Annotated in this window: 20 protein-coding genes; all 20 read left to right on the top strand. The window is 45.1% G+C overall.

Annotation, left to right across the window (positions count from 1 at the left end; translation table 11 throughout):
- Positions 1–23 precede the first annotated feature (23 nt).
- The 20 genes from cheB to proS all read left to right on the top strand — a co-directional run bounded on the left by cheB (position 24) and on the right by proS (position 18,608).
- Positions 24–1,466 carry a chemotaxis-specific protein-glutamate methyltransferase CheB gene (gene cheB, locus FS628_RS03290; RefSeq protein WP_145318870.1) on the top strand — a complete coding sequence of 481 codons (1,443 nt, stop codon included), beginning with the start codon at positions 24–26 and terminating at the stop codon, positions 1,464–1,466.
- A gap of 32 nt (positions 1,467–1,498) precedes the next feature.
- Positions 1,499–3,562, top strand: coding sequence for a chemotaxis protein CheA (locus FS628_RS03285; protein WP_145318868.1), 2,064 nt, complete (start codon positions 1,499–1,501; stop codon positions 3,560–3,562).
- A gap of 41 nt (positions 3,563–3,603) precedes the next feature.
- The gene (locus FS628_RS03280) at positions 3,604–4,065 is read left to right on the top strand and encodes a chemotaxis protein CheW (protein WP_145318865.1); all 462 of its coding nucleotides are present in this window, start codon (positions 3,604–3,606) and stop codon (positions 4,063–4,065) included.
- 10 nt (positions 4,066–4,075) lie between these two features.
- Positions 4,076–4,696 (top strand): chemotaxis protein CheC, encoded by a 621-nt coding sequence (locus FS628_RS03275; protein ID WP_139331862.1) that lies wholly within the window; start codon positions 4,076–4,078, stop codon positions 4,694–4,696.
- Positions 4,689–5,186 carry a chemotaxis protein CheD gene (locus FS628_RS03270; RefSeq protein ID WP_145318862.1) on the top strand — a complete coding sequence of 166 codons (498 nt, stop codon included), beginning with the start codon at positions 4,689–4,691 and terminating at the stop codon, positions 5,184–5,186. The genes FS628_RS03275 and FS628_RS03270 overlap by 8 nt, the downstream gene beginning before the upstream one ends.
- A gap of 4 nt (positions 5,187–5,190) precedes the next feature.
- Positions 5,191–5,634 carry a hypothetical protein gene (locus tag FS628_RS03265; RefSeq protein ID WP_145318860.1) on the top strand — a complete coding sequence of 148 codons (444 nt, stop codon included), beginning with the start codon at positions 5,191–5,193 and terminating at the stop codon, positions 5,632–5,634.
- 15 nt (positions 5,635–5,649) lie between these two features.
- On the top strand, positions 5,650–6,438 hold the full coding sequence (locus FS628_RS03260; RefSeq protein WP_145318858.1) for a FliA/WhiG family RNA polymerase sigma factor: 789 nt from the start codon (positions 5,650–5,652) through the stop codon (positions 6,436–6,438).
- Positions 6,439–6,499: 61 nt separating this feature from the next.
- A complete protein-coding gene (locus FS628_RS03255) occupies positions 6,500–7,909 on the top strand; it encodes a DUF342 domain-containing protein (protein ID WP_145318856.1) in 1,410 nt (469 codons plus the stop codon).
- 52 nt (positions 7,910–7,961) lie between these two features.
- The gene (locus tag FS628_RS03250) at positions 7,962–8,276 is read left to right on the top strand and encodes a hypothetical protein (RefSeq protein WP_145318855.1); all 315 of its coding nucleotides are present in this window, start codon (positions 7,962–7,964) and stop codon (positions 8,274–8,276) included.
- A gap of 64 nt (positions 8,277–8,340) precedes the next feature.
- On the top strand, positions 8,341–8,925 hold the full coding sequence (locus FS628_RS03245) for a hypothetical protein (RefSeq protein WP_145318853.1): 585 nt from the start codon (positions 8,341–8,343) through the stop codon (positions 8,923–8,925).
- 3 nt (positions 8,926–8,928) lie between these two features.
- Positions 8,929–9,555, top strand: coding sequence for an endolytic transglycosylase MltG (locus FS628_RS03240; protein WP_145318851.1), 627 nt, complete (start codon positions 8,929–8,931; stop codon positions 9,553–9,555).
- Positions 9,556–9,851: 296 nt separating this feature from the next.
- Entirely contained in the window at positions 9,852–10,550 is a 699-nt protein-coding gene (gene rpsB, locus FS628_RS03235; RefSeq protein WP_017689155.1) for a 30S ribosomal protein S2, read from the top strand.
- Between the two features lie 115 nt (positions 10,551–10,665).
- Positions 10,666–11,316 carry a translation elongation factor Ts gene (gene tsf, locus FS628_RS03230; RefSeq protein ID WP_062833819.1) on the top strand — a complete coding sequence of 217 codons (651 nt, stop codon included), beginning with the start codon at positions 10,666–10,668 and terminating at the stop codon, positions 11,314–11,316.
- Positions 11,317–11,547: 231 nt separating this feature from the next.
- Positions 11,548–12,276 (top strand): UMP kinase, encoded by a 729-nt coding sequence (gene pyrH, locus FS628_RS03225; RefSeq protein WP_017689153.1) that lies wholly within the window; start codon positions 11,548–11,550, stop codon positions 12,274–12,276.
- Positions 12,276–12,830, top strand: a complete 555-nt coding sequence (gene frr / locus FS628_RS03220; protein ID WP_017689152.1) for a ribosome recycling factor — start codon at positions 12,276–12,278, stop codon at positions 12,828–12,830. Before pyrH ends, frr begins: the two co-directional genes overlap by 1 nt.
- 89 nt (positions 12,831–12,919) lie before the next feature.
- Positions 12,920–13,687, top strand: coding sequence for an isoprenyl transferase (locus FS628_RS03215; RefSeq protein ID WP_017689151.1), 768 nt, complete (start codon positions 12,920–12,922; stop codon positions 13,685–13,687).
- Positions 13,688–13,703: 16 nt separating this feature from the next.
- Entirely contained in the window at positions 13,704–14,498 is a 795-nt protein-coding gene (locus FS628_RS03210) for a phosphatidate cytidylyltransferase (protein WP_145318849.1), read from the top strand.
- Positions 14,499–14,566: 68 nt separating this feature from the next.
- The gene (locus tag FS628_RS03205) at positions 14,567–15,706 is read left to right on the top strand and encodes a 1-deoxy-D-xylulose-5-phosphate reductoisomerase (RefSeq protein WP_145318847.1); all 1,140 of its coding nucleotides are present in this window, start codon (positions 14,567–14,569) and stop codon (positions 15,704–15,706) included.
- 113 nt (positions 15,707–15,819) lie between these two features.
- Positions 15,820–17,091 carry an RIP metalloprotease RseP gene (rseP, locus tag FS628_RS03200; RefSeq protein WP_145318845.1) on the top strand — a complete coding sequence of 424 codons (1,272 nt, stop codon included), beginning with the start codon at positions 15,820–15,822 and terminating at the stop codon, positions 17,089–17,091.
- A 62-nt stretch (positions 17,092–17,153) separates the two neighbouring features.
- Entirely contained in the window at positions 17,154–18,608 is a 1,455-nt protein-coding gene (gene proS, locus FS628_RS03195; RefSeq protein WP_145318843.1) for a proline--tRNA ligase, read from the top strand.
- Positions 18,609–18,932: the final 324 nt, after the last annotated feature.

The following is an 18,932-nucleotide window of genomic DNA, read 5'->3' as shown; positions in this document are numbered from 1 at the left end:
AAAGGAAATAGGGGTGACACAACATGGCGGTGTATCAAGTATTGGTTGTTGATGATTCCGCTTTTATGCGTAAAATTGTTACGGATTTAATTCAAGCGGATCCGGAATTTAAGGTCACAGCAACGGCTTCAAACGGTAGAGAAGCGATTCAAAAATCGCTAGAATTGAAACCCGATATTATCACTATGGACGTTGAGATGCCCGAAATGAATGGGTTGGACGCACTAAAATCAATTATGAAGGAATCCTTCGTTCCTGTGATTATGCTATCTGGTATCAATGAACAAGGCATGAAAGAAACCATTATGGCGCTTGAAGCCGGGGCATTTGACTTCATTCGCAAACCATCCATTGTACATGACCAAGATATCGCCCAAGTCGGTAAAGCTTTGGTTGAACGTATGCGTGCTGCGATGAATGAGATCAAACGAAAAGCTGATCGTGTTATATCCATGAAAAATATAGACATGTCGCGAGGGACAGTTGCTCCCCCAACTCAGCCAGTGCAGAAAGAAATGCCGGTCAGGGATCGAACGGAGCCTGTGAAAAAAACGATCGAGCCTATCCAGACAGCTCAACGTGCTATACGAGAGCGGACTGAAGAATTGCAGGCCAAATCAAAGAAACCCATTGCGCCATTATCACCTTCGAAACCAGGTCGCGTAGAGAATAAAATGGAACCTTTGCCGAAGGCAGAGCGTAATTCGGGGACGAATGTAGAAAAAGCAGTGAGGTCAGCTAATCCACTACAGACTCCAAAGGAAATTCGACTACCTAATGCAGCTCGAGTGGCAGCCGATCAAATAGCAGCAACTTCTGCCTCTGCAAAAACCAAGGATTTAGCCAAGTCTAATCCTGTTCCAAAAGGTGCAGGGAGCCCGGAAGGACCATTCAACAAGCTTGTAGCAATAGGTTGTTCTACGGGTGGACCTAGAGCGCTCAAGACATTACTTGAGCAGCTGCCCGCTGATTTGCCAGCACCAGTCATAATTGTGCAGCATATGCCGCCCAATTTCACACGTTCGCTGGCTCAACGATTGAATACGTTCAGTCCACTGCATGTGGTTGAAGCTGAAGAGGGCATGGTCCTGAAGAAAGGGACTGCCTATATAGCACCCGGCGGATTCCATGTGAAAGTTAACAAAACAGCAGACGGGAAGTTTATCCTGAAGCTGACTGAGGATCAACCAGTGAACGGGCATAGACCTTCAGTGGATACGATGTTTGAGTCGCTTCTGCCGTTTACTTCTTTACAAAGGCATCTTGTTTTGCTGACAGGAATGGGAAGTGATGGAGCTCGTATGATGAAGAAATTATACGAAGCTGGAGTTACATCAACCTTTGCCGAGAATGAAGAAACATGTGTTGTATATGGTATGCCGCGTTCTGCTGTAGAGCTGCAATGCGTTCGTCATCTTCTGCCACTGCAGGAGATTGCATCTAAACTTGTTCAAGCAGTGAAATAACGGAGTGTAACTCACGGAGGAGGTGCCTCACAATGGACATGAACCAATATCTATCCATGTTTATTGATGAGTCTAATGATCATCTGCAATCCCTTAACGAAAACATGCTTCAACTTGAAGGCAATCCGGAAGATCTGGGAATAGTTCAGGTTATATTCCGTTCAGCTCATACCCTGAAGGGTATGGCGGCAACAATGGGCTTCGAAGATTTGGCATCACTGACACACAAAATGGAAAATGTGCTTGACCTTGTGCGGAATGAGAAGTTGAAGATGCAAGATTACATTTTTGATACTCTGTTCAAGAGTCTGGATGCCTTGGAAACTATGGTTCAGGATATTACTGAGGGTGGACAAGGTAAAGCGGATGTGTCCTCTATCGTAGCCTCACTTCAAGCAATTGAAAATGGTGAAATTACAAATGGAGATGCCCCTGCAACTGATAAAAACAAGCAAGCTAACGCTTCAATTTCTTCGGCTGTGGAGCTGGATGAATTCCAATATTCAGTGCTTGATCAGTCGATTGCGGAAGGTCACCGTGTATTCTATGTTGATGTGCTTGTTAGTGAGCATAGTCAGTTAAAAGGTGTTCGGGCGTATATGGTCTTTGATATGCTCGAGCGTTCAGGTGAGGTCGTTAAAGCCTACCCATCCGTTCAGGATATTGAGCAGGAGAAGTTTGAGCGCAGTTTCTCGTTGTATTACATAACAACTAAAGAGGCGCACGAACTGGAAGAAGGCATCATGAGTATCTCCGAAATTGAAAGTGCGAAGCTTATTCAACTGGATCAGGAGACTCTTCAGCAGATGGCCAATCAGGTCGCAGCTACAGTTGAAGCACCACCCGCTGTAACTGAAGTTACTTCGCCGGATAAAAATGTTTCATCCAAAGAAGAAGCCAAGTTGGCACCAGCCAAAGCCGCTGTGCCGAAACAAGCCGCTGCACCTTCACGTACCATTCGTGTAGATATTGAGCGCCTCGATGTATTGATGAACCTGTTCAGTGAATTGTTGATTGACCGTTCACGTCTGGAGCAATTGGCCAGCGAGACAGGCAACAATGATTTATCTGATACGGTAGCGCATTTAAGTAGAGTTAGCACAGATTTGCAAAACATTGTATTGAAATTGCGGATGGTTCCGGTAGATACCGTATTTAATCGATTCCCGCGCATGATCCGTGATCTGGCTAAGACACTTGATAAAAAAATTGATCTGGTGATTACTGGTGCTGAGACGGAACTCGATCGTACGGTAATCGATGAGATTGGTGATCCACTCGTGCATTTGCTGCGTAACGCAGTTGACCATGGTGTGGAATCCATTGCAGAGCGTGTAGCTGCAGGAAAACCAGAGATGGGTACAGTAAACCTGCGCGCTTTCCATAGTGGAAATCACGTATTTATCGAGATTGAAGATGATGGTAAGGGCATCTATCGCGACAAGCTTTTGCAAACCGCAATCAAACGTGGGGTTGTAACCGAAGAACAAGGTGCCAAGATGACCGACGATGAAGTGAATCAACTGTTGTTCGCACCTGGTTTTAGTACTGCCGATGTTATCTCTGATATCTCTGGTCGGGGCGTAGGTCTGGATGTAGTAAAATCTAAAATCACATCGCTTGGCGGTAATGTAACGATTCATTCGACTCCAGGTAAGGGTACGAATTTCTCTGTTCAGCTTCCGTTGACTCTTTCCATTATTGCTGCAATGCTTGTTCGACTCGGTTCAGAGAAATACGCTGTTCCATTGTCCTCCATTGTAGAGACAGCAATTGTACAGCGTGGACAGGTTCGTAATATCCATGGCAATAAAATGATCACATTCCGTGAATCGCTTATTCCATACTTGTCCTTGAGCGAAGTTTTCTCTGTACCGGATTTCAACGATGCTGATGAGCAGGAAACCGAAATTGTCGTGATTCGCAAAGGTGACCGTCTTGCAGCGGTAGCTGTTGAGGAATTTATTGGACAGAGTGAGATTGTTCTCAAATCAATGGGAACCTATCTTCCTGCTATTGAAGGAATCTCTGGAGCAACCATTCTCGGAGATGGACAAGTAGCCCTGATTCTTGATCCTAATGCATTTATTAAATAAGCATATAGCTAAGTCTTACATTTAATAGGGAGGTTTTTTACATGGAAGAAGAGTTGAAAGTCATCGTCTTTAAATTGGGTTCCGAAGAGTATGGTATTGAGGTAGACAAGGTTCAGACGATCGAGCGCATGATGCCAATTACCCGTGTTCCCAAAACACTTTCTTTTGTAAAAGGAGTAATTAATCTACGCGGTGTTGTAATTCCGGTCATTGATTTACGCGGTCGTTTCTCCCTTCCGGAATCGGAGTACACGGATCAGACTCGTATTGTTATCGTAGGTGTAGATGACATGCAAGTTGGCTTTATCGTAGATTCTGCCAATGATGTTATTGATATCAAGAGCAGTGCCATCGATAGCCCACCAGAAGTAGTTGGCGGCGTCAAAGCTAGATACCTGCGTGGTGTGGCCAAATTGGAGGATTCACGCTTGCTGATCATGCTCAACTTGAACGAAGTATTAAATAAAAGCGAGATTGTACAGCTGGAAAGTGTTGAGGGCTAGTACCGTGGAGATGTTCAACCGATTTGAGGTATTCCAGATGGATGTGCTCAAAGAGGTCGGTAACATTGGAGCAGGCAACGCCGCAACGGCGTTGTCTCAACTCCTCAACAGACCGATTGACATGGGTGTACCTACAGTACAAATGCTCCCTTTTGAAGAAGTCGCTGAAAAAGTGGGCGGAGATGAACGCATCGTTGTTACCGTATTTCTTCGTGTAGAAGGGGAAGCACCGGGAAATCTTTTCTTTATGATGACACCCGAGGCTGCTAAAATGTTGTTGAATAGACTTGCCGGGTTTGATCTGAAAGAAGGACTCGCTTTCACGGATATGGAGCAATCAGCGCTTTCCGAAATTGGAAATATCTTGGCTGGCTCATATCTTTCTTCTCTGGCAGATTTCACGAAGTTGTCCATGTACCCAACCGTTCCTGGACTTGCCATTGATATGGCAGGTGCCATTTTGAGCTATGGCTTGCTGCAATTTGGCGAGATGGGTGATGATGCATTGTTGATTGACACCTCTTTCTTTGAAGGTGAAGATCAGGTTGAAGGTCAGTTTTTCCTGATTCCGGATCCACCATCATTTGCAAAGATATTTGAATCGCTAGGGGTGCCACTGAGCCATGATTGAGGACAAAAGCGTCGTTAAAGTCGGTATGGCGGATTTAAACATCGCTCATCTTCCTGGTGTAATCCGTACAACTGGCTTGGGCTCGTGTGTGGGATTAACAATGTATGACCCACATTTGAAGCTGGCTGGAATGGCGCATGTTATGCTTCCTACTTCAGAGATTGCCCGAGAAGGGAAACTGAACACAGCCAAATATGCGGATACGGCGTTGCCTGAGCTTTTGGAAAGAATGATAAAACTAGGCGCTTCTCACTCGCGTATTGTTTCTAAAATGGCCGGAGGCTCTCAGATGTTTGCCTTTGCTGGTGCCGGGGATACGATGCGGATTGGCCCAAGAAACGCAGATTCTTGTCGAGAGTGGCTGCAGAAACTCAAAATCCCACTTCTGGCAGAAGATACGGGTGGTAATTACGGACGAACGATTGAAATGGATTGTGAAACTGGACTTTTGACTATTCGGAGTGTCCAAATGGGTGTAAAGGAACTATAAGACTATGATAGGAAACTACCGCATTAATCTTGGAGCAGGCATCGTTGGATTTATTCTTACTTTTTTTGTAGCATTCAGCAGCAATGTGTTGATGACCAGTTTAATTCGCGGATTGATTGGATTCGTAGCCTGGTTTGTCCTTGCATATGGCTTACGCTGGGGATTGGGATTGCTATTGAACCCTCAGGCCGAGGGAAGTGGGTATGGTTATGATTCACCAAGTGCTCAAGATCAAAGAGGTTCACAGGTGGACATCAAACTCGAAGATGATGGACAAGAGCTGAATGACTTGCTCAAGAGTGGACAGAACGCCTCCTCTGGGGATAATATTCCGCCATCTGAGACGAAAGCTCCAACGGGATTCGCCCCTTTGGATCCGCCTAAACTTGTCCGGACCAAGGATCCGGAGGAATTGGCGCAGGCCGTTCGTCACCTGACAGACAAATAAGGAGGGTGAAAGCAATTGAACGAGCGTAAAGCTTCACATTTGAACCATTCAGATCTATGGGAAAAGTGGAAAGAACATGGAGATCTTGAAGCCAAGAAAAATTTGATTGAAAAGTATCTTCATATTGTAAATTATGTGTCAGGTCGCCTGGCTGTCGGTCTGCCCAAAAATGTTCCCAAAGATGACTTGGAGAGTAATGGAGTTATGGGGTTGATTGATGCATTGGAGAAGTTCGACTATGAACGTGGTCTGCAATTTGAAACCTATGCATCATGGAGGGTCCGCGGAGCTATACTTGACGGTCTGCGTCAAGGGGATTGGGTTCCGCGTTCTGTTAGGGAGAAGGCCAAGCGGATTGAGGACGCCTACCAACAGCTGGAACAAAGCTATCTCAGATCCGTTAGTGATGAGGAAATGAGTCAGTATCTGGATGTGTCGACCAAAGATTTTCAACATATGCTTCAGGAAGTGGCAGTCATGTCACTATGCTCGCTGGAAGACCCGATTCGTGAAGAAGAGTCTGAGACACGTCTGTCTTTGATGGTAGATGAAAAAGCCAAAAATCCGGATTATAAAGTGAATGAGTTTTATTTGAAGGAAGCATTGGTGCAAGGGCTTGACAAGTTGACGGTAAAAGAGCGAACAGTCGTTTCACTCTTGTATTACGAAGATCTGTCTCTTAGTGAAATTGCGGAGGTTATGTCTCTTTCTCCGTCTCGTATATCCCAGTTACATTCCAAGGCAATATTACGACTACGCGGCACGTTGGACAAACAGAAAGATTTGTTGATGCGTAAGGATTAATAGAGAAAAGGAATACATTGGAGTTTGGGGAGTGGAAAGTCTAAAAGGAGGAAGAATTGCGGTGACACAGCGGACTGCTTTGGAACAATGTTTAAACATTGTTTTATCGGACGACAAATGCACAGCCTACCTTGAATTTTCCAAAGAGGAAGAAGGCTTTGCCTGCACGATTGATGAACTTGAACAATTTGTGGTCAACAAGGGCATCAAACAAGGTGTTTTGCGAGAAGCATTATTACTTTTGGTGAGTAACCCTGAAATCTATTTGAAAGATAAATATAAGATTGCCGAAGGTGTCGCTCCCATTCAAGGAACAGATGGCTTCATCAAGGTCCTGGTAGGGATGGACGATACAAATGAACGGCGACCGCTCGAATCGGAAGATGGAACTGTCGATTACAAAGAAGTGACCCGGTTAAACAATGTGCGTAGTGGTCAGATCATTGCAGAGCGAATTGCTCCTGTCGATGGCATACCAGGCAGGGCAGTAACAGGTGAGGAAATTCCTTATCGTCCTGGTAAAGAAGCTCGGTTTAAAGTTGGGAAAAACGTAGTGATTAACCCGGATGGATCAGCTATGTATGCAGCGCTGGATGGGCTGGTTACTAAAACAGACGGTAACAAACTAAATGTATTTCCAGTCTATGAGGTTAATGGAGACGTTGACTATAATAATGGTAATATCGACTTTGTAGGCACGGTTGTCATACGAGGTAACGTACTTACCGGATTTAAAGTAAAAGCAGCAGGTGATATTCGTGTCGTCGGAGGTGTCGAAGGAGCGGAACTGGAAGCAGGAGGCTCAATCGAAATTACCGGTGGCATTATTGGTTATAACAAAGGACTGGTACAAGCAGGCCATAATGTTAAATGTACGTTTATTCAAGAAGGCAACGTGGATGCCGGTGAAGATGTTCTGGTTTCCCAAAGCATTATGCATTCCAATATTCGTGCTGGCCATGGTGTCATCTGTGCAGGAACCAAAGGTCTTATCGTTGGAGGCTCAATCCAGGCTGGTCAGAACGTCTCAGCGCGTGTTGTAGGCAACAGTATGTCCACGGTCACAGCTATTGAAGTTGGTGTGCTACCGAGGCTCCGTAACGAACTTAATGATCTGCGCAAGGAAGTCAGAGAGCAGATGGATTCCTTGGACAAAACGAAGAAAGCTTTGACATTGCTGGATCAGTTAGCTGCCGCAGGACAATTAACTCCGGATAAGATGTCGATGCGAATCAAGCTAAGTGCTACGCAGAAATCTGCTCTTCGTGTAAGTGAAGAAACGAAAATGCGCATCTTTGAAATTGAGAAGGCACTTGAAGATACCAGCAAGGCTCGTGTTGATATTCTGAAGATGATTTTTGGAGGCTCTAAAATAGTTATCGGCAGATACACGAAATTTATTAAAGATCCAGTCAGTCGAATTTCATTTTATTATCACGATGGCGATATTACGATGGTTCCATACGTTTAAGTACAGCATTCAGGCACATGAAGAAATCCATTCGAAACCGTGAGGTGAGCGTATGAGTTTCAAAGCAGTGGAGTTGCAGATTGCGGTACCACGAACAAGCGAGGCGGGACGCTATCAAAGTGAAGCCCAGCAAAGACCGATTACGGATCAGAATCTTTTGGCAGAGCAAACGTCTAAGGAAGCAAATGAAGCAAGGCAACGTAGTGAAGCAATGGATGAAACTTCACAAACTTCGGTGCGTGATGGTCATACGAATGATGGAAATCAGCAGAGTGGCTCCGGTGGACAGGAAACGGTTCAAGATCAGGAAAGCGTCAGACCTGCCGAGCACCCTTATAAAGGAAAACACATTGATCTGTCTCTGTAATAGATGATTGGATGGACATGCCGTTTAACGCACCGATGGTTGAATCAGAAGGAGAGAACCGAATTTGTCACCATGGATCATTATTGTCATATTAGGGGCCTGCGCCATTGCCTACGCATATATCATGCCCCGGAAAAACAAGGCGCAGGAGCCAGGGCATCAACTGGTGCAAGAGATGGAATCTACGCTTGAACATTACATGACAGAAATTGAAAATGATAATGACGCTCTCATTCAGCGTGTAGCTGAAATGAAAGGAGAAGCGACAGCAGCCGATCAACGTATGCAATCGCAACTTCAGGAATTACAGCAGCGGTTGGATCAGCTGGAACAGAGCAAAATGAACGAACCCGTTGCATCACCAGTTCAACATCCAGGTAATATGCCGGTACAAGCTTCTGGAGGATTGCAAGCACAAGCGCTCGTGAAAAGTGTGCAAGCAGAGGCAGCCCAGCAGGCGCAAGAGGCAGACCTTCAGAGCAGCAAGACAGAATCAGTTCCTCAACGTGAATCGATTAAAGTTCGATATGCGGAACTTTTTAGTTTACATGCAGAGGGTAAGTCAATGGATGCCATCTCCAAGCAAACAGGCATTCAACGTGGGGAAGTACAATTAATACTGCAACTTGCCGAACGGGAGGAGAGCTGAGTCATGGACAAGCGATCCTTATGGATTGGATTGGGGAGCGGCATGATCATTGGTGCAGTTTTGCTTCAACTGGCAACAGTGGGACAGAATGCACTATCGGATAGTAACCTTGACCCCGAGAAGACCGCCAATATGACCAAAGAACAACTTGAAACAGCCGCGAGAAGTTTGGACATGAAGTTGATAGATTCTGAGGAGGAACTTTACACAGAAGCAGAGTGGGTGGAGAAGAAAAAACAGGAGAGCAGTGAAATGCAGGGAGATACAGCAACCGCGCCTGAGACAGCAACCACTGCAGAAACACCTGCCGAACCTGAGAAGCCAGAAGAGCCTTCTACAAGGGAAAGTGAAGAGCAGAAAGATATAACTGAGCCGAAGACCACTGAACCTGCAACGCCGAGTAATCCGAAAGGCGCGACAGTTTCATTCAAAGTACGTTCAGGCAATAGTCTGGCAATCGTTGCAGGAAACCTGAAAACAGCTGGAATCGTTGATGATGCTCAAGCGTTCATCAAGGCTGGCAAGGCTGAGCGAATCAACACCAAAATTCAAGTAGGTACCTATGCACTAGAAAAAGGTGAAAGTTTCAAATCCATTATCGCAAAAATTACGAAAGAACCGTCAAGCTGAGCGTGCTCGGACAGGACGGTTTTTGTGTATTTAATCGTGTTTTTTGAAAGCTTCATTAATAAATAGTGATGAGTACCAGAACACGGTTGAATTGCTCCGTTAGAAGCAAAAAGTATAAAAGAGATTTTAGTTTCAAAGACTGTTGCATCAGGTAGTCAGTTATGCTATATTAGATAACGGTGTTAAAACACACGCATGTGCTAATTTTGTTGAGGGTGCTTTCCTTATGGAGAGTCTTGGCGAAAAATGATGCCGGCGGAGGACACAATAAAAACCATATTAGGAGGTGTGTGAAGATGGCAGTAATCTCCATGAAGCAGCTTCTCGAAGCTGGGGTACACTTCGGTCACCAAACTCGTCGTTGGAACCCAAAAATGGATCGTTATATCTTCACTGAAAGAAACGGAATTTACATCATCGATTTGCAAAAAACGGTGAAAAAAGTCGAAGAGGCTTACAACTTCGTTAAAGGAATCGCAGGAGAGAATGGTAAAATTCTTTTCGTGGGTACTAAGAAACAAGCTCAAGATTCCGTTAAAGAAGAAGCTGAACGTGCTGGTCAATTCTACATTAACCAACGCTGGCTCGGCGGTACCCTGACTAACTTCCAAACGATTCAAAAACGTATTGATCGTTTGAAACAATTGGAAGCTTGGGAAGAAGACGGTACATTCGCTGTATTGCCTAAAAAAGAAGTAATCTTGCTTCGCAAAGAAAAAGATCGTCTTGAGAAATTCTTGGGCGGTATTAAAAATATGAAAGGCCTGCCAAGCGCCCTGTTCATCATCGATCCACGCAAAGAGCGTATCGCTGTTGCGGAAGCTCGCAAATTGGGTATCCCAATTGTAGGTATCGTTGATACTAACTGCGATCCGGACGAGATCGATTATGTTATCCCGGGTAATGACGACGCGATCCGCGCTGTTAAATTGCTGACAGGTAAAATGGCTGATGCTGTAATCGAAGCTAACCAAGGCGAAGAAACTTCTGCTTAATAGATTCGAACATATGCAATAAACTAAATGAAAAGGGTGGTTGGCAGGTGGATAACCTCTCACTGCCCTTTTTTTAGAGTGTACGTACAATACTTAATTTTGGAGGGAATTTATAATGGCAGTTAATGCGAGTGCGGTAAAAGAACTTCGCGAAAGAACGGGCGCTGGTATGCTCGATTGCAAAAAAGCACTGGAAGAAGCAAACGGTGATGTAACGAAAGCAGCTGAATTGTTGCGTGAGAAAGGTCTTTCTGCAGCAGCAAGCAAAGCGGGCCGTGCAGCAACTGAAGGCGTTGTAGAATCTTACATCCACGCTGGTGGACGTATTGGCGTTCTGGTTGAAGTTAACTGTGAAACAGACTTCGTTGGTAAAACAGATCAATTTAAGGATTTCGTTAAAGATGTAGCTATGCAAATTGCTGCAGCTAACCCTAAATTCGTTACACGCGAAGAAGTTCCTACAGAAGAGCTGGAAAAAGAAAAAGAAATTCTGAAAGCTCAAGCTCTTAACGAAGGCAAACCAGAGAAAATCATTGAAAAAATGGTTGAAGGCCGTATCGGTAAATACTACGAAGAATACTGCCTGATGGAACAAACTTTCGTTAAAGATCCAGACAAAACGATTTCCCAATTGCTGAATGAAAAAATCAGCCAAATCGGTGAAAACATCTCCATCCGTCGTTTCGTTCGTTACGAACTGGGTGAAGGTCTTGAGAAAAAAGTAGACAACTTCGTAGAAGAAGTAATGTCCCAAGTAAACAAATAAGATGGTTTTCTAAACCGGCAAGCAAGATTGATTTTCGAAGATATAAGAATGATAAAACTTCGAAGCGTAAACTCCCTTATATCTCAGGAAAACATTGCCTTACCGGTTGAACGTTTTTCCTAAAAGAGCGGAACACAACTGTGTTCCTTTCTTTTTAAGCAGGAGGCCATGCGCGAGAAGTTTTGTTGGTTGAACACCGAGCGTGTTCAATTCAAAGTGGAGGGTGAATAATTGGAACAGCCAGTATTTAAACGTGTTGTCTTAAAGGTCAGCGGAGAGTCTCTTTCCGGTCAAAACGGCTACGGTATTGATGCAGACACGATCTCGTCGATTGCCCAACAGGTAAAAGAGGTTGTTGCACTTGGTGTACAGGTTGCTATTGTATGTGGCGGCGGAAACATCTGGCGTGGAATAGCTGGTAGCGAAAACGGCATCGATCGTGCAACTGCCGATTATATGGGTATGCTGGCGACGGTAATGAACTCGCTGGCACTGCAGGATGCTTTGGAACAGATTGAAGTACCTACACGTGTACAGACATCTATTGCAATGCAGCAAATTGCAGAGCCTTATATTCGTCGTAGAGCTATTCGTCATCTGGAGAAAGGCCGGGTCGTTATTTTTGCAGCAGGTACAGGTAACCCGTTCTTTTCCACTGATACAACAGCAGCACTACGCGCAGCGGAGATTGAAGCAGAAGTTATCTTGATGGCCAAGAATAAAGTCGATGGTGTATACTCAGCAGATCCGTTTAAGGATAGTACTGCTGTGAAATTTGATCAGTTGACTTATATGGATATTCTTAACAAAGACCTTGGTGTAATGGATTCGACGGCATCCTCGCTTTGTAAGGACAACAACATCCCGTTGATCGTATTTGCCATTACGGAACAAGGTAACATCAAACGTGTTGTTCTGGGTGAACGTATCGGAACAATCGTTAAAGGGAGTGTAGATTAATGCCACAAGCGGTTAAACAACATGCCGAAGAGCGTATGGAAAAAGCAATTCAAGCATTGCGTCGTGACCTGGCTACTTTGCGTGCAGGCCGTGCAACTCCAGCTCTTTTGGACCGAATTCAGGTAGAGTATTATGGAGCAATGACGCCATTGAATCAACTCGCTAATATCAGTACTCCGGATTCCCGTACACTGATGATTCAGCCGTGGGACAAATCTTCCATGGGTGATATCGAGCGTGCCATCATGAAATCGGACCTGGGTCTTACTCCAGCGAATGATGGTAGCATGATCCGTCTGTCCATTCCGGCATTGACGGAAGAACGCAGAGCGGAACTTGTGAAGCTGACGAAGAAGTTCGGTGAAGAAGGTAAAGTAGCGATTCGTAACATTCGCCGTGACGCGAATGATGACATCAAGAAAATGGAGAAGTCAGACATTTCCGAGGATGAATCCCGGAGACATCAGGACGATATCCAAAAATCGACCGACAAGTTTATTGCTGAAGTCGATAAGGTACTTGCTGCCAAAGAAAAAGAAATCATGGAAGTGTAAGACAAGCGCAGCCCCTCCAATACGGTGGGGTTTTGTCTCTTTTTCCAAGCTTCAGATAAAGAAACTTCAGGGATTTTGGAGGAACAGGAATGATCAAACGGGTTCGGTCGTGGTGGAATGGGGCTGACAAGCAGGAAACGCTGACTATATCCGAGGACAATATCCCGCAGCACGTCGCCATCATCATGGACGGCAATGGACGATGGGCCAAACGTTTGGGACTCCCGCGTATAGCCGGACACCAAAATGGCATGAAGGCGGTCAAACGTGCGACCATCGCGGCGGATGAACTGGGCATCAAATATCTGACGATGTACGCTTTTTCGACAGAAAACTGGACGCGTCCAAAAGAAGAAGTGGATTTTCTGATGCGACTTCCGCAAGAATTTCTGGCCATTGAGCTGGATGAACTTATAGAAAAAAATGTGCGCATTCGCATGATGGGCCAAGAGGAACATTTACCTTCTCATACCATCAATGCCTTGCGGGAAGCCATTCGTCTTACGGAACATAATACTGGTCTCGTTTTGAACTTTGCAATGAATTATGGAAGTCGTCGAGAAATGACAGACTGTGTTAAACAGATCGCTCTGCAGGTGAAATCGGGGGAACTATCGGCTGAGGACATAACACCTGAACTCATTGATAGACATATGTTGACGGTTGACATGCCTGATCCGGATCTGCTAATCCGGACGAGTGGGGAGTTGAGATTGAGTAACTTCATGCTCTGGCAACTTGCATATAGTGAATTATGGTTTACGGATATATACTGGCCCGAATTTGGCAAAAAGCATTTGCTTGAAGCAGTAGCCGAATATCAGCGCAGAACAAGGCGTTACGGCGGTTTGAAATAGATGGAGGATGAAGCCGTTGAAACAGCGATTAACGACAGGAATCATAGCAGGTGTGTTGTTTTTAGGTTTTTGCATGCTGGGCGGACCCTGGTACCATGGTTTGGTATTGCTTATGGCTCTCATCGGTTATTATGAATTTGTAAAAATGACCGGGGTGATGCCTTTTTCAGGTGTGGCCCTGATTGGATATGCGGGTGTTTTTGCCATAGTGTTTCCTTGGGAAATGCTTTGGGAAGCAAGACCGCTATCCTTATTTCAGGTCATCTGGATTGTAATGCTTGTACTAATGACAGCTTCGGTTGTCACTAAGAATAAGGTTCCCGTGAATACAGTAGCCATGCTTTTCCTTGGCGTACTGTATATAGGGATTGGTTTCTATTACATTGCAGAATCCAGACACCTGCATCATGGATTGTTCTGGACGTTCCTCTTGCTTGGCTCTATATGGGCAAGTGATGCAGGGGCTTATTTTGTAGGGAAATGGATTGGTAAAAACAAACTGTGGCCTTCCATCAGTCCAAACAAGACTGTAGAGGGTGCATTGGGTGGCATAGTGATTGCAATTATAACTTCTGTTGTTTTTGCATTAGTGTCAGATGGTTTGCTTTCTTGGCAGAGAGCGATCGTGATCGGAATTGCCTGCGCAGTTGTAGGACAGATGGGCGATTTGGTCCAGTCTGCTTACAAACGTGTATATAATATCAAGGATTCAGGCAGTCTTCTCCCGGGGCATGGAGGTATTCTTGATCGGTGCGACAGCTGGATTGTTGTTTTTCCATTCGTACATATACTAATGCTACTGCCCTACTAAAAAAGAACATGGTCTGAGATAACAGCATTGTTCACTGTAGCATTGGATAATTAAAGATGAGGTGCAGCATGAAAAAAATTGCGATTCTCGGGTCGACTGGTTCCATTGGAACTCAGACACTTGATGTAGTAGACATGCATCCAGAACTTTTTCAAGTGGAGGGATTGGCTGCCGGAGGCAATACAGACCTGCTGATTGAGCAAACCAAACGTTACCGACCGAAGAAAGTATCGGTGGGATCCAAAGAATTGGCAGAGAAGGTAGCTCCACATTTGCCTGCAGGAACGCAGCTGTTTTACGGCAACGAAGGACTCGTAGAAGTTGCAGCAGGAACCGATGCGCATACGGTTGTTACAGCGGTAGTGGGGAGTGTTGGATTGGAGTCAACGCTTGCTGCCATAGACGCAGGCAAACAGATTGGACTGGCTAACAAGGAGACATTGGTTACGGCGGGGCATATTGTCACTACAAGAGCTTCTGCTAAAGGAGTCTCTTTACTGCCTGTTGATAGTGAGCACTCTGCTATATTCCAATGCTTGAATGGTGAAAACAGAGAACGCCTGACAGGCATCACACTCACCGCTTCAGGTGGATCATTTCGTGATCTTACCCGTGAACAGTTGAAAAACGTTACTATAGAGGATGCGCTCAAGCATCCAAATTGGTCAATGGGCTCCAAAATCACGATAGATTCCGCAACGATGGTAAACAAGGGGCTTGAGGTCATTGAAGCACACTGGTTATTTGGTCTTCAATATGATCAGATTAACGTATTGCTTCACCCGGAGAGTGTTATTCATTCGTATGTGGAATTTGATGATACCAGCATCATCGCTCAACTAGGGAATCCGGATATGCGAGTTCCTATTCAATATGCACTGACTTACCCTGACCGTCTGCCATCACCAGCACAGCGTCTGTCTCTTGCTCAGGCGGGGAAATTACATTTCCGTGAGATGGATATGGAACGTTTCCCATGTTTAAGAATGGCGTATGAGTGTGGTAAAATGGGAGGAACCGCAACAACGGCGTTTAATGCAGCCAACGAGGTTGCTGTAGCCCGTTTCTTGCGTAAAGAGATTTCGTTCCTTAAAATAGAAGATATTATTGCTTCTGTGCTGGAAGCGCACCACAATGTGGACGAGCCTGACATGCAGGAGATCGCCCAATGTGATCTGGAGAGCCGTAAGCTTGCATCCAGTCTGTAATCTCTTTTTTCATAACAAAATGGAAGAAGTGATTCTCTTGTGCGACATCAGAGAATAATGATAATCTAGAGGGACAGACTGCGGTATGTGCCGTGAAGGAGGATGGATAGGGATTGGAAACCATACAAGTGGTATTTCTAACGGTGCTCATGTTCTTTGTCATCGTGACGGTTCATGAATGGGGGCATTATTACTTTGCCAAACGCGCCGGTATTCTTGTACGGGAATTTGCGATCGGTTTTGGTCCCAAATTGTTCTCATATAAAAGAAACGAGACCCAGTTTACATTGCGTTTGTTGCCTTTTGGCGGATATGCACGGATGGCAGGGGAAGACCCGGAACTGGTAGAGATCCAGGAAGGTCAGACCATTGCGGTAAGATCTGCAGACGATCAGGTGAAAATGATTTATCTGGATCAGTTGGATAACCGTAAAAATGTAATACGTGGTGAAGTCATCTCCATTGATATGGAGAGGGCCCTGAAGCTTCAACTGGATGTAGATGGTGAGATTCAGGAGTATCGCATACACCCCCAAGCCATGTTGGTGAGTCGTGGCAAACAAACACAGATTGCACCGAAAGATCGCCAATTCGGCAGCAAAACCGTTGGGCAGCGTGCATTGGCTATTTTTGCGGGACCCCTGATGAACTTTATCTTGGCATTTGTGCTGTTTGCTGTATATGCGCAGATGGCAGGAGTTCCGGTGGAAAACCCGAAAAATCTTGAAATTGGTGAAGTGCTTGAAGGTGGGGCAGCCGATCAGGCGAACCTGCAAAAGGGCGATATTATTGAAACCATCAACGGTACTGCTATTGGTACGGATTCACAAAAAATGGTAACAATGATTGCTGATTCCAAAGACAAGCCGATGGAGTGGACGCTGCGACGAGGCAGTGAAACGTTTAATATTACGATTACTCCACGTACCGTAGAAGGACAAGAGGGCGGGAAAGTGGGAATTGTGCCTACGTTACCTACCCGATCTGTTGGATTTGTAGAAACATTTACAGTATCCGGCGTAGCAATGGTTGATACAACCAAAGTGATATTTGAAGGTTTCAAACATTTAATCAATCAATTTAACATGGACGATATTGGTGGTCCGGTTCGTACATTTGAAGTGACAGGACAGATTGCAAAACAAGGAATTGAGCAGTTAACGAGATGGGCAGCTATTTTGAGTCTGTATCTTGGAATTTTCAACCTGTTGCCAATACCTGCACTTGACGGTAGCCGTCTTGTATTTTTGGGGATTGAAGCGCTGAGAGGCAGACCTGTTGATCCAAACCGTGAAGGCATGGTACATTTCATCGGATTTGCGATGTTGTTTGTTTTGATGCTGGCAGTAACATACAATGATATATTACGTTTAATTAACGGATAATTACGGTTGGACTACGCTCTGAGCATTCAGAGCTAGTCGTTATGGGAGGACGCTGGAGTCTTATGTCAAAGGAAAATGATAAACAATTCGTGACTGAAATTACACCACAGGGTGAGGATTTCTCGCGCTGGTATATTGATGTTATCAAAAAAGCGGATCTCATGGATTATGCACCCGTACGTGGTTGTATTGTGTTCAAACCAGACGGATTTGAAATCTGGGAGCATATCAAAGATGAGTTAGATCGTCGTTTCCGGGAAACGGGTCATCGCAATGCGTATTTCCCGATGTTCATCCCTGAGAGTTTCTTCCAAAAGGAAAAAGAGCATGTGGAAGGCTTTAACCCTGAACTACCATGGGTTACGGAAGCTGGCGGAGAGAAGCTGGAAGAACGTCTGGCGATCCGTCCTACATCTGAAACGATTATTGGTCACATGTATTCCAAGTGGATTCAGTCTTATCGGGATCTACCTGTACTGATCAATCAGTGGGCTAACGTGGTCCGTTGGGAAAAAAGAACGCTGCCTTTCCTTCGCACAAGTGAGTTCCTGTGGCAAGAAGGTCACACTGCACATGAGACTGAAGAAGAAGCGCGTGAAGAAACGATGAAAATGCTTGAAATTTATCGTGAAGTGGTTGAAGAGTATTTGGCTATCCCTGTAATTGTGGGTCAGAAAACCAAATCCGAGAAGTTTGCGGGTGCAGTGGATACGTACTCGATCGAAGCCATGATGAAAGATGGACGTGCTGTACAAGCAGGTACATCACACTACATGGGAACGAACTTCGCAAAAGCATTTGAAATTCAGTATCTTAGCCGAAACAATGTGTTGGAACTGGCTTACACCACTTCATGGGGGGTAAGCACACGTTTGATTGGTGCGTTAATTATGGTTCACGGAGATGACCGTGGTCTCGTGCTTCCGCCAAAAGTAGCACCGACGCAAGTGGTTATGATTCCAATTGGACCTCCGAAAACGCGTGATGCTGTTGTGGGACGTGCAGATGAGTTGTTCACTGAGTTGAAAAAAGCTGGCGTCCGTGTGAAAATGGATGACCGCAGCGATGTTCGCCCAGGTTGGAAATTCAATGAATACGAGATGCGCGGTGTTCCGATCCGTCTGGAAATCGGTCCACGTGATATGGAAAATGGCGTTTGTGTGCTCGTATCACGCATCACAGGTGAGAAGAAAGTGGTAGAACAAGCGAACTTGGTAGAAGAAATTCAGTCTATGTTGACACAGATACAGGTAGATATGCTGGAACGTGCTCGGACATTTATGTCGGATAACTTCTACTCTGTGGATACACTTGATGAGATGAAAGAACTAATGGAAAATAAACGCGGGTTTACACTGGCTGGCTGGTGCGGTTCAGAAACTTGCGAAGATAAAGTAAGAGAAGTTACAGGTGCAACAAGCCGGAACATCCCGTTCCAGCCTGCGGAAGAAAAGCATACGTGCCTGGCTTGTGGTGAACAGGCAAAACACACGGTTGTGTTTGCAAGAGCGTATTAAGTCAGGATAACCTGACTATATACATTGAACTAAACATTTACATGAGAACGTAGAGAACAGAAATAATCTGAAGAAGCGGAGCTAAAAGCTTTCTGAAAGAAAGCTACATCGGAAGCATACGCTGCGCCTTTATCCCCGGATTTTCCCCTTTGTAAAAGGGAATCAAAAAATCTGGGGATAACAGCGATCGGAAGGTTGTTCTGTTATCGGAGTGGTAAGTGTAAATATCTTTTTGTTCAATTTATATAACGGCACGTACGGACTGTAAGAGTAATGAATGGAGAGCTTCTGTCGGATAAAATGAGTCGGTGCGAGTTCGGATCG

Source organism: Paenibacillus xylanexedens, from assembly GCF_007676705.1.
Classification (GTDB): domain Bacteria; phylum Bacillota; class Bacilli; order Paenibacillales; family Paenibacillaceae; genus Paenibacillus; species Paenibacillus xylanexedens_C.
This window is presented reverse-complemented; position numbering and strand designations above follow the sequence as displayed.

Coding starts and splice junctions, on each gene's coding strand:
- FS628_RS03275 (WP_139331862.1), top strand. CDS start 4,076: ATGTTCAACCGATTTGAGGTATTCCAGATGGATGTGCTCAAAGAGGTC.
- FS628_RS03250 (WP_145318855.1), top strand. CDS start 7,962: ATGAGTTTCAAAGCAGTGGAGTTGCAGATTGCGGTACCACGAACAAGC.
- FS628_RS03270 (WP_145318862.1), top strand. CDS start 4,689: ATGATTGAGGACAAAAGCGTCGTTAAAGTCGGTATGGCGGATTTAAAC.
- FS628_RS03280 (WP_145318865.1), top strand. CDS start 3,604: ATGGAAGAAGAGTTGAAAGTCATCGTCTTTAAATTGGGTTCCGAAGAG.
- FS628_RS03215 (WP_017689151.1), top strand. CDS start 12,920: ATGATCAAACGGGTTCGGTCGTGGTGGAATGGGGCTGACAAGCAGGAA.
- FS628_RS03240 (WP_145318851.1), top strand. CDS start 8,929: ATGGACAAGCGATCCTTATGGATTGGATTGGGGAGCGGCATGATCATT.
- FS628_RS03265 (WP_145318860.1), top strand. CDS start 5,191: ATGATAGGAAACTACCGCATTAATCTTGGAGCAGGCATCGTTGGATTT.
- rpsB (WP_017689155.1), top strand. CDS start 9,852: ATGGCAGTAATCTCCATGAAGCAGCTTCTCGAAGCTGGGGTACACTTC.
- cheB (WP_145318870.1), top strand. CDS start 24: ATGGCGGTGTATCAAGTATTGGTTGTTGATGATTCCGCTTTTATGCGT.
- tsf (WP_062833819.1), top strand. CDS start 10,666: ATGGCAGTTAATGCGAGTGCGGTAAAAGAACTTCGCGAAAGAACGGGC.
- FS628_RS03205 (WP_145318847.1), top strand. CDS start 14,567: ATGAAAAAAATTGCGATTCTCGGGTCGACTGGTTCCATTGGAACTCAG.
- frr (WP_017689152.1), top strand. CDS start 12,276: ATGCCACAAGCGGTTAAACAACATGCCGAAGAGCGTATGGAAAAAGCA.
- proS (WP_145318843.1), top strand. CDS start 17,154: ATGTCAAAGGAAAATGATAAACAATTCGTGACTGAAATTACACCACAG.
- FS628_RS03285 (WP_145318868.1), top strand. CDS start 1,499: ATGGACATGAACCAATATCTATCCATGTTTATTGATGAGTCTAATGAT.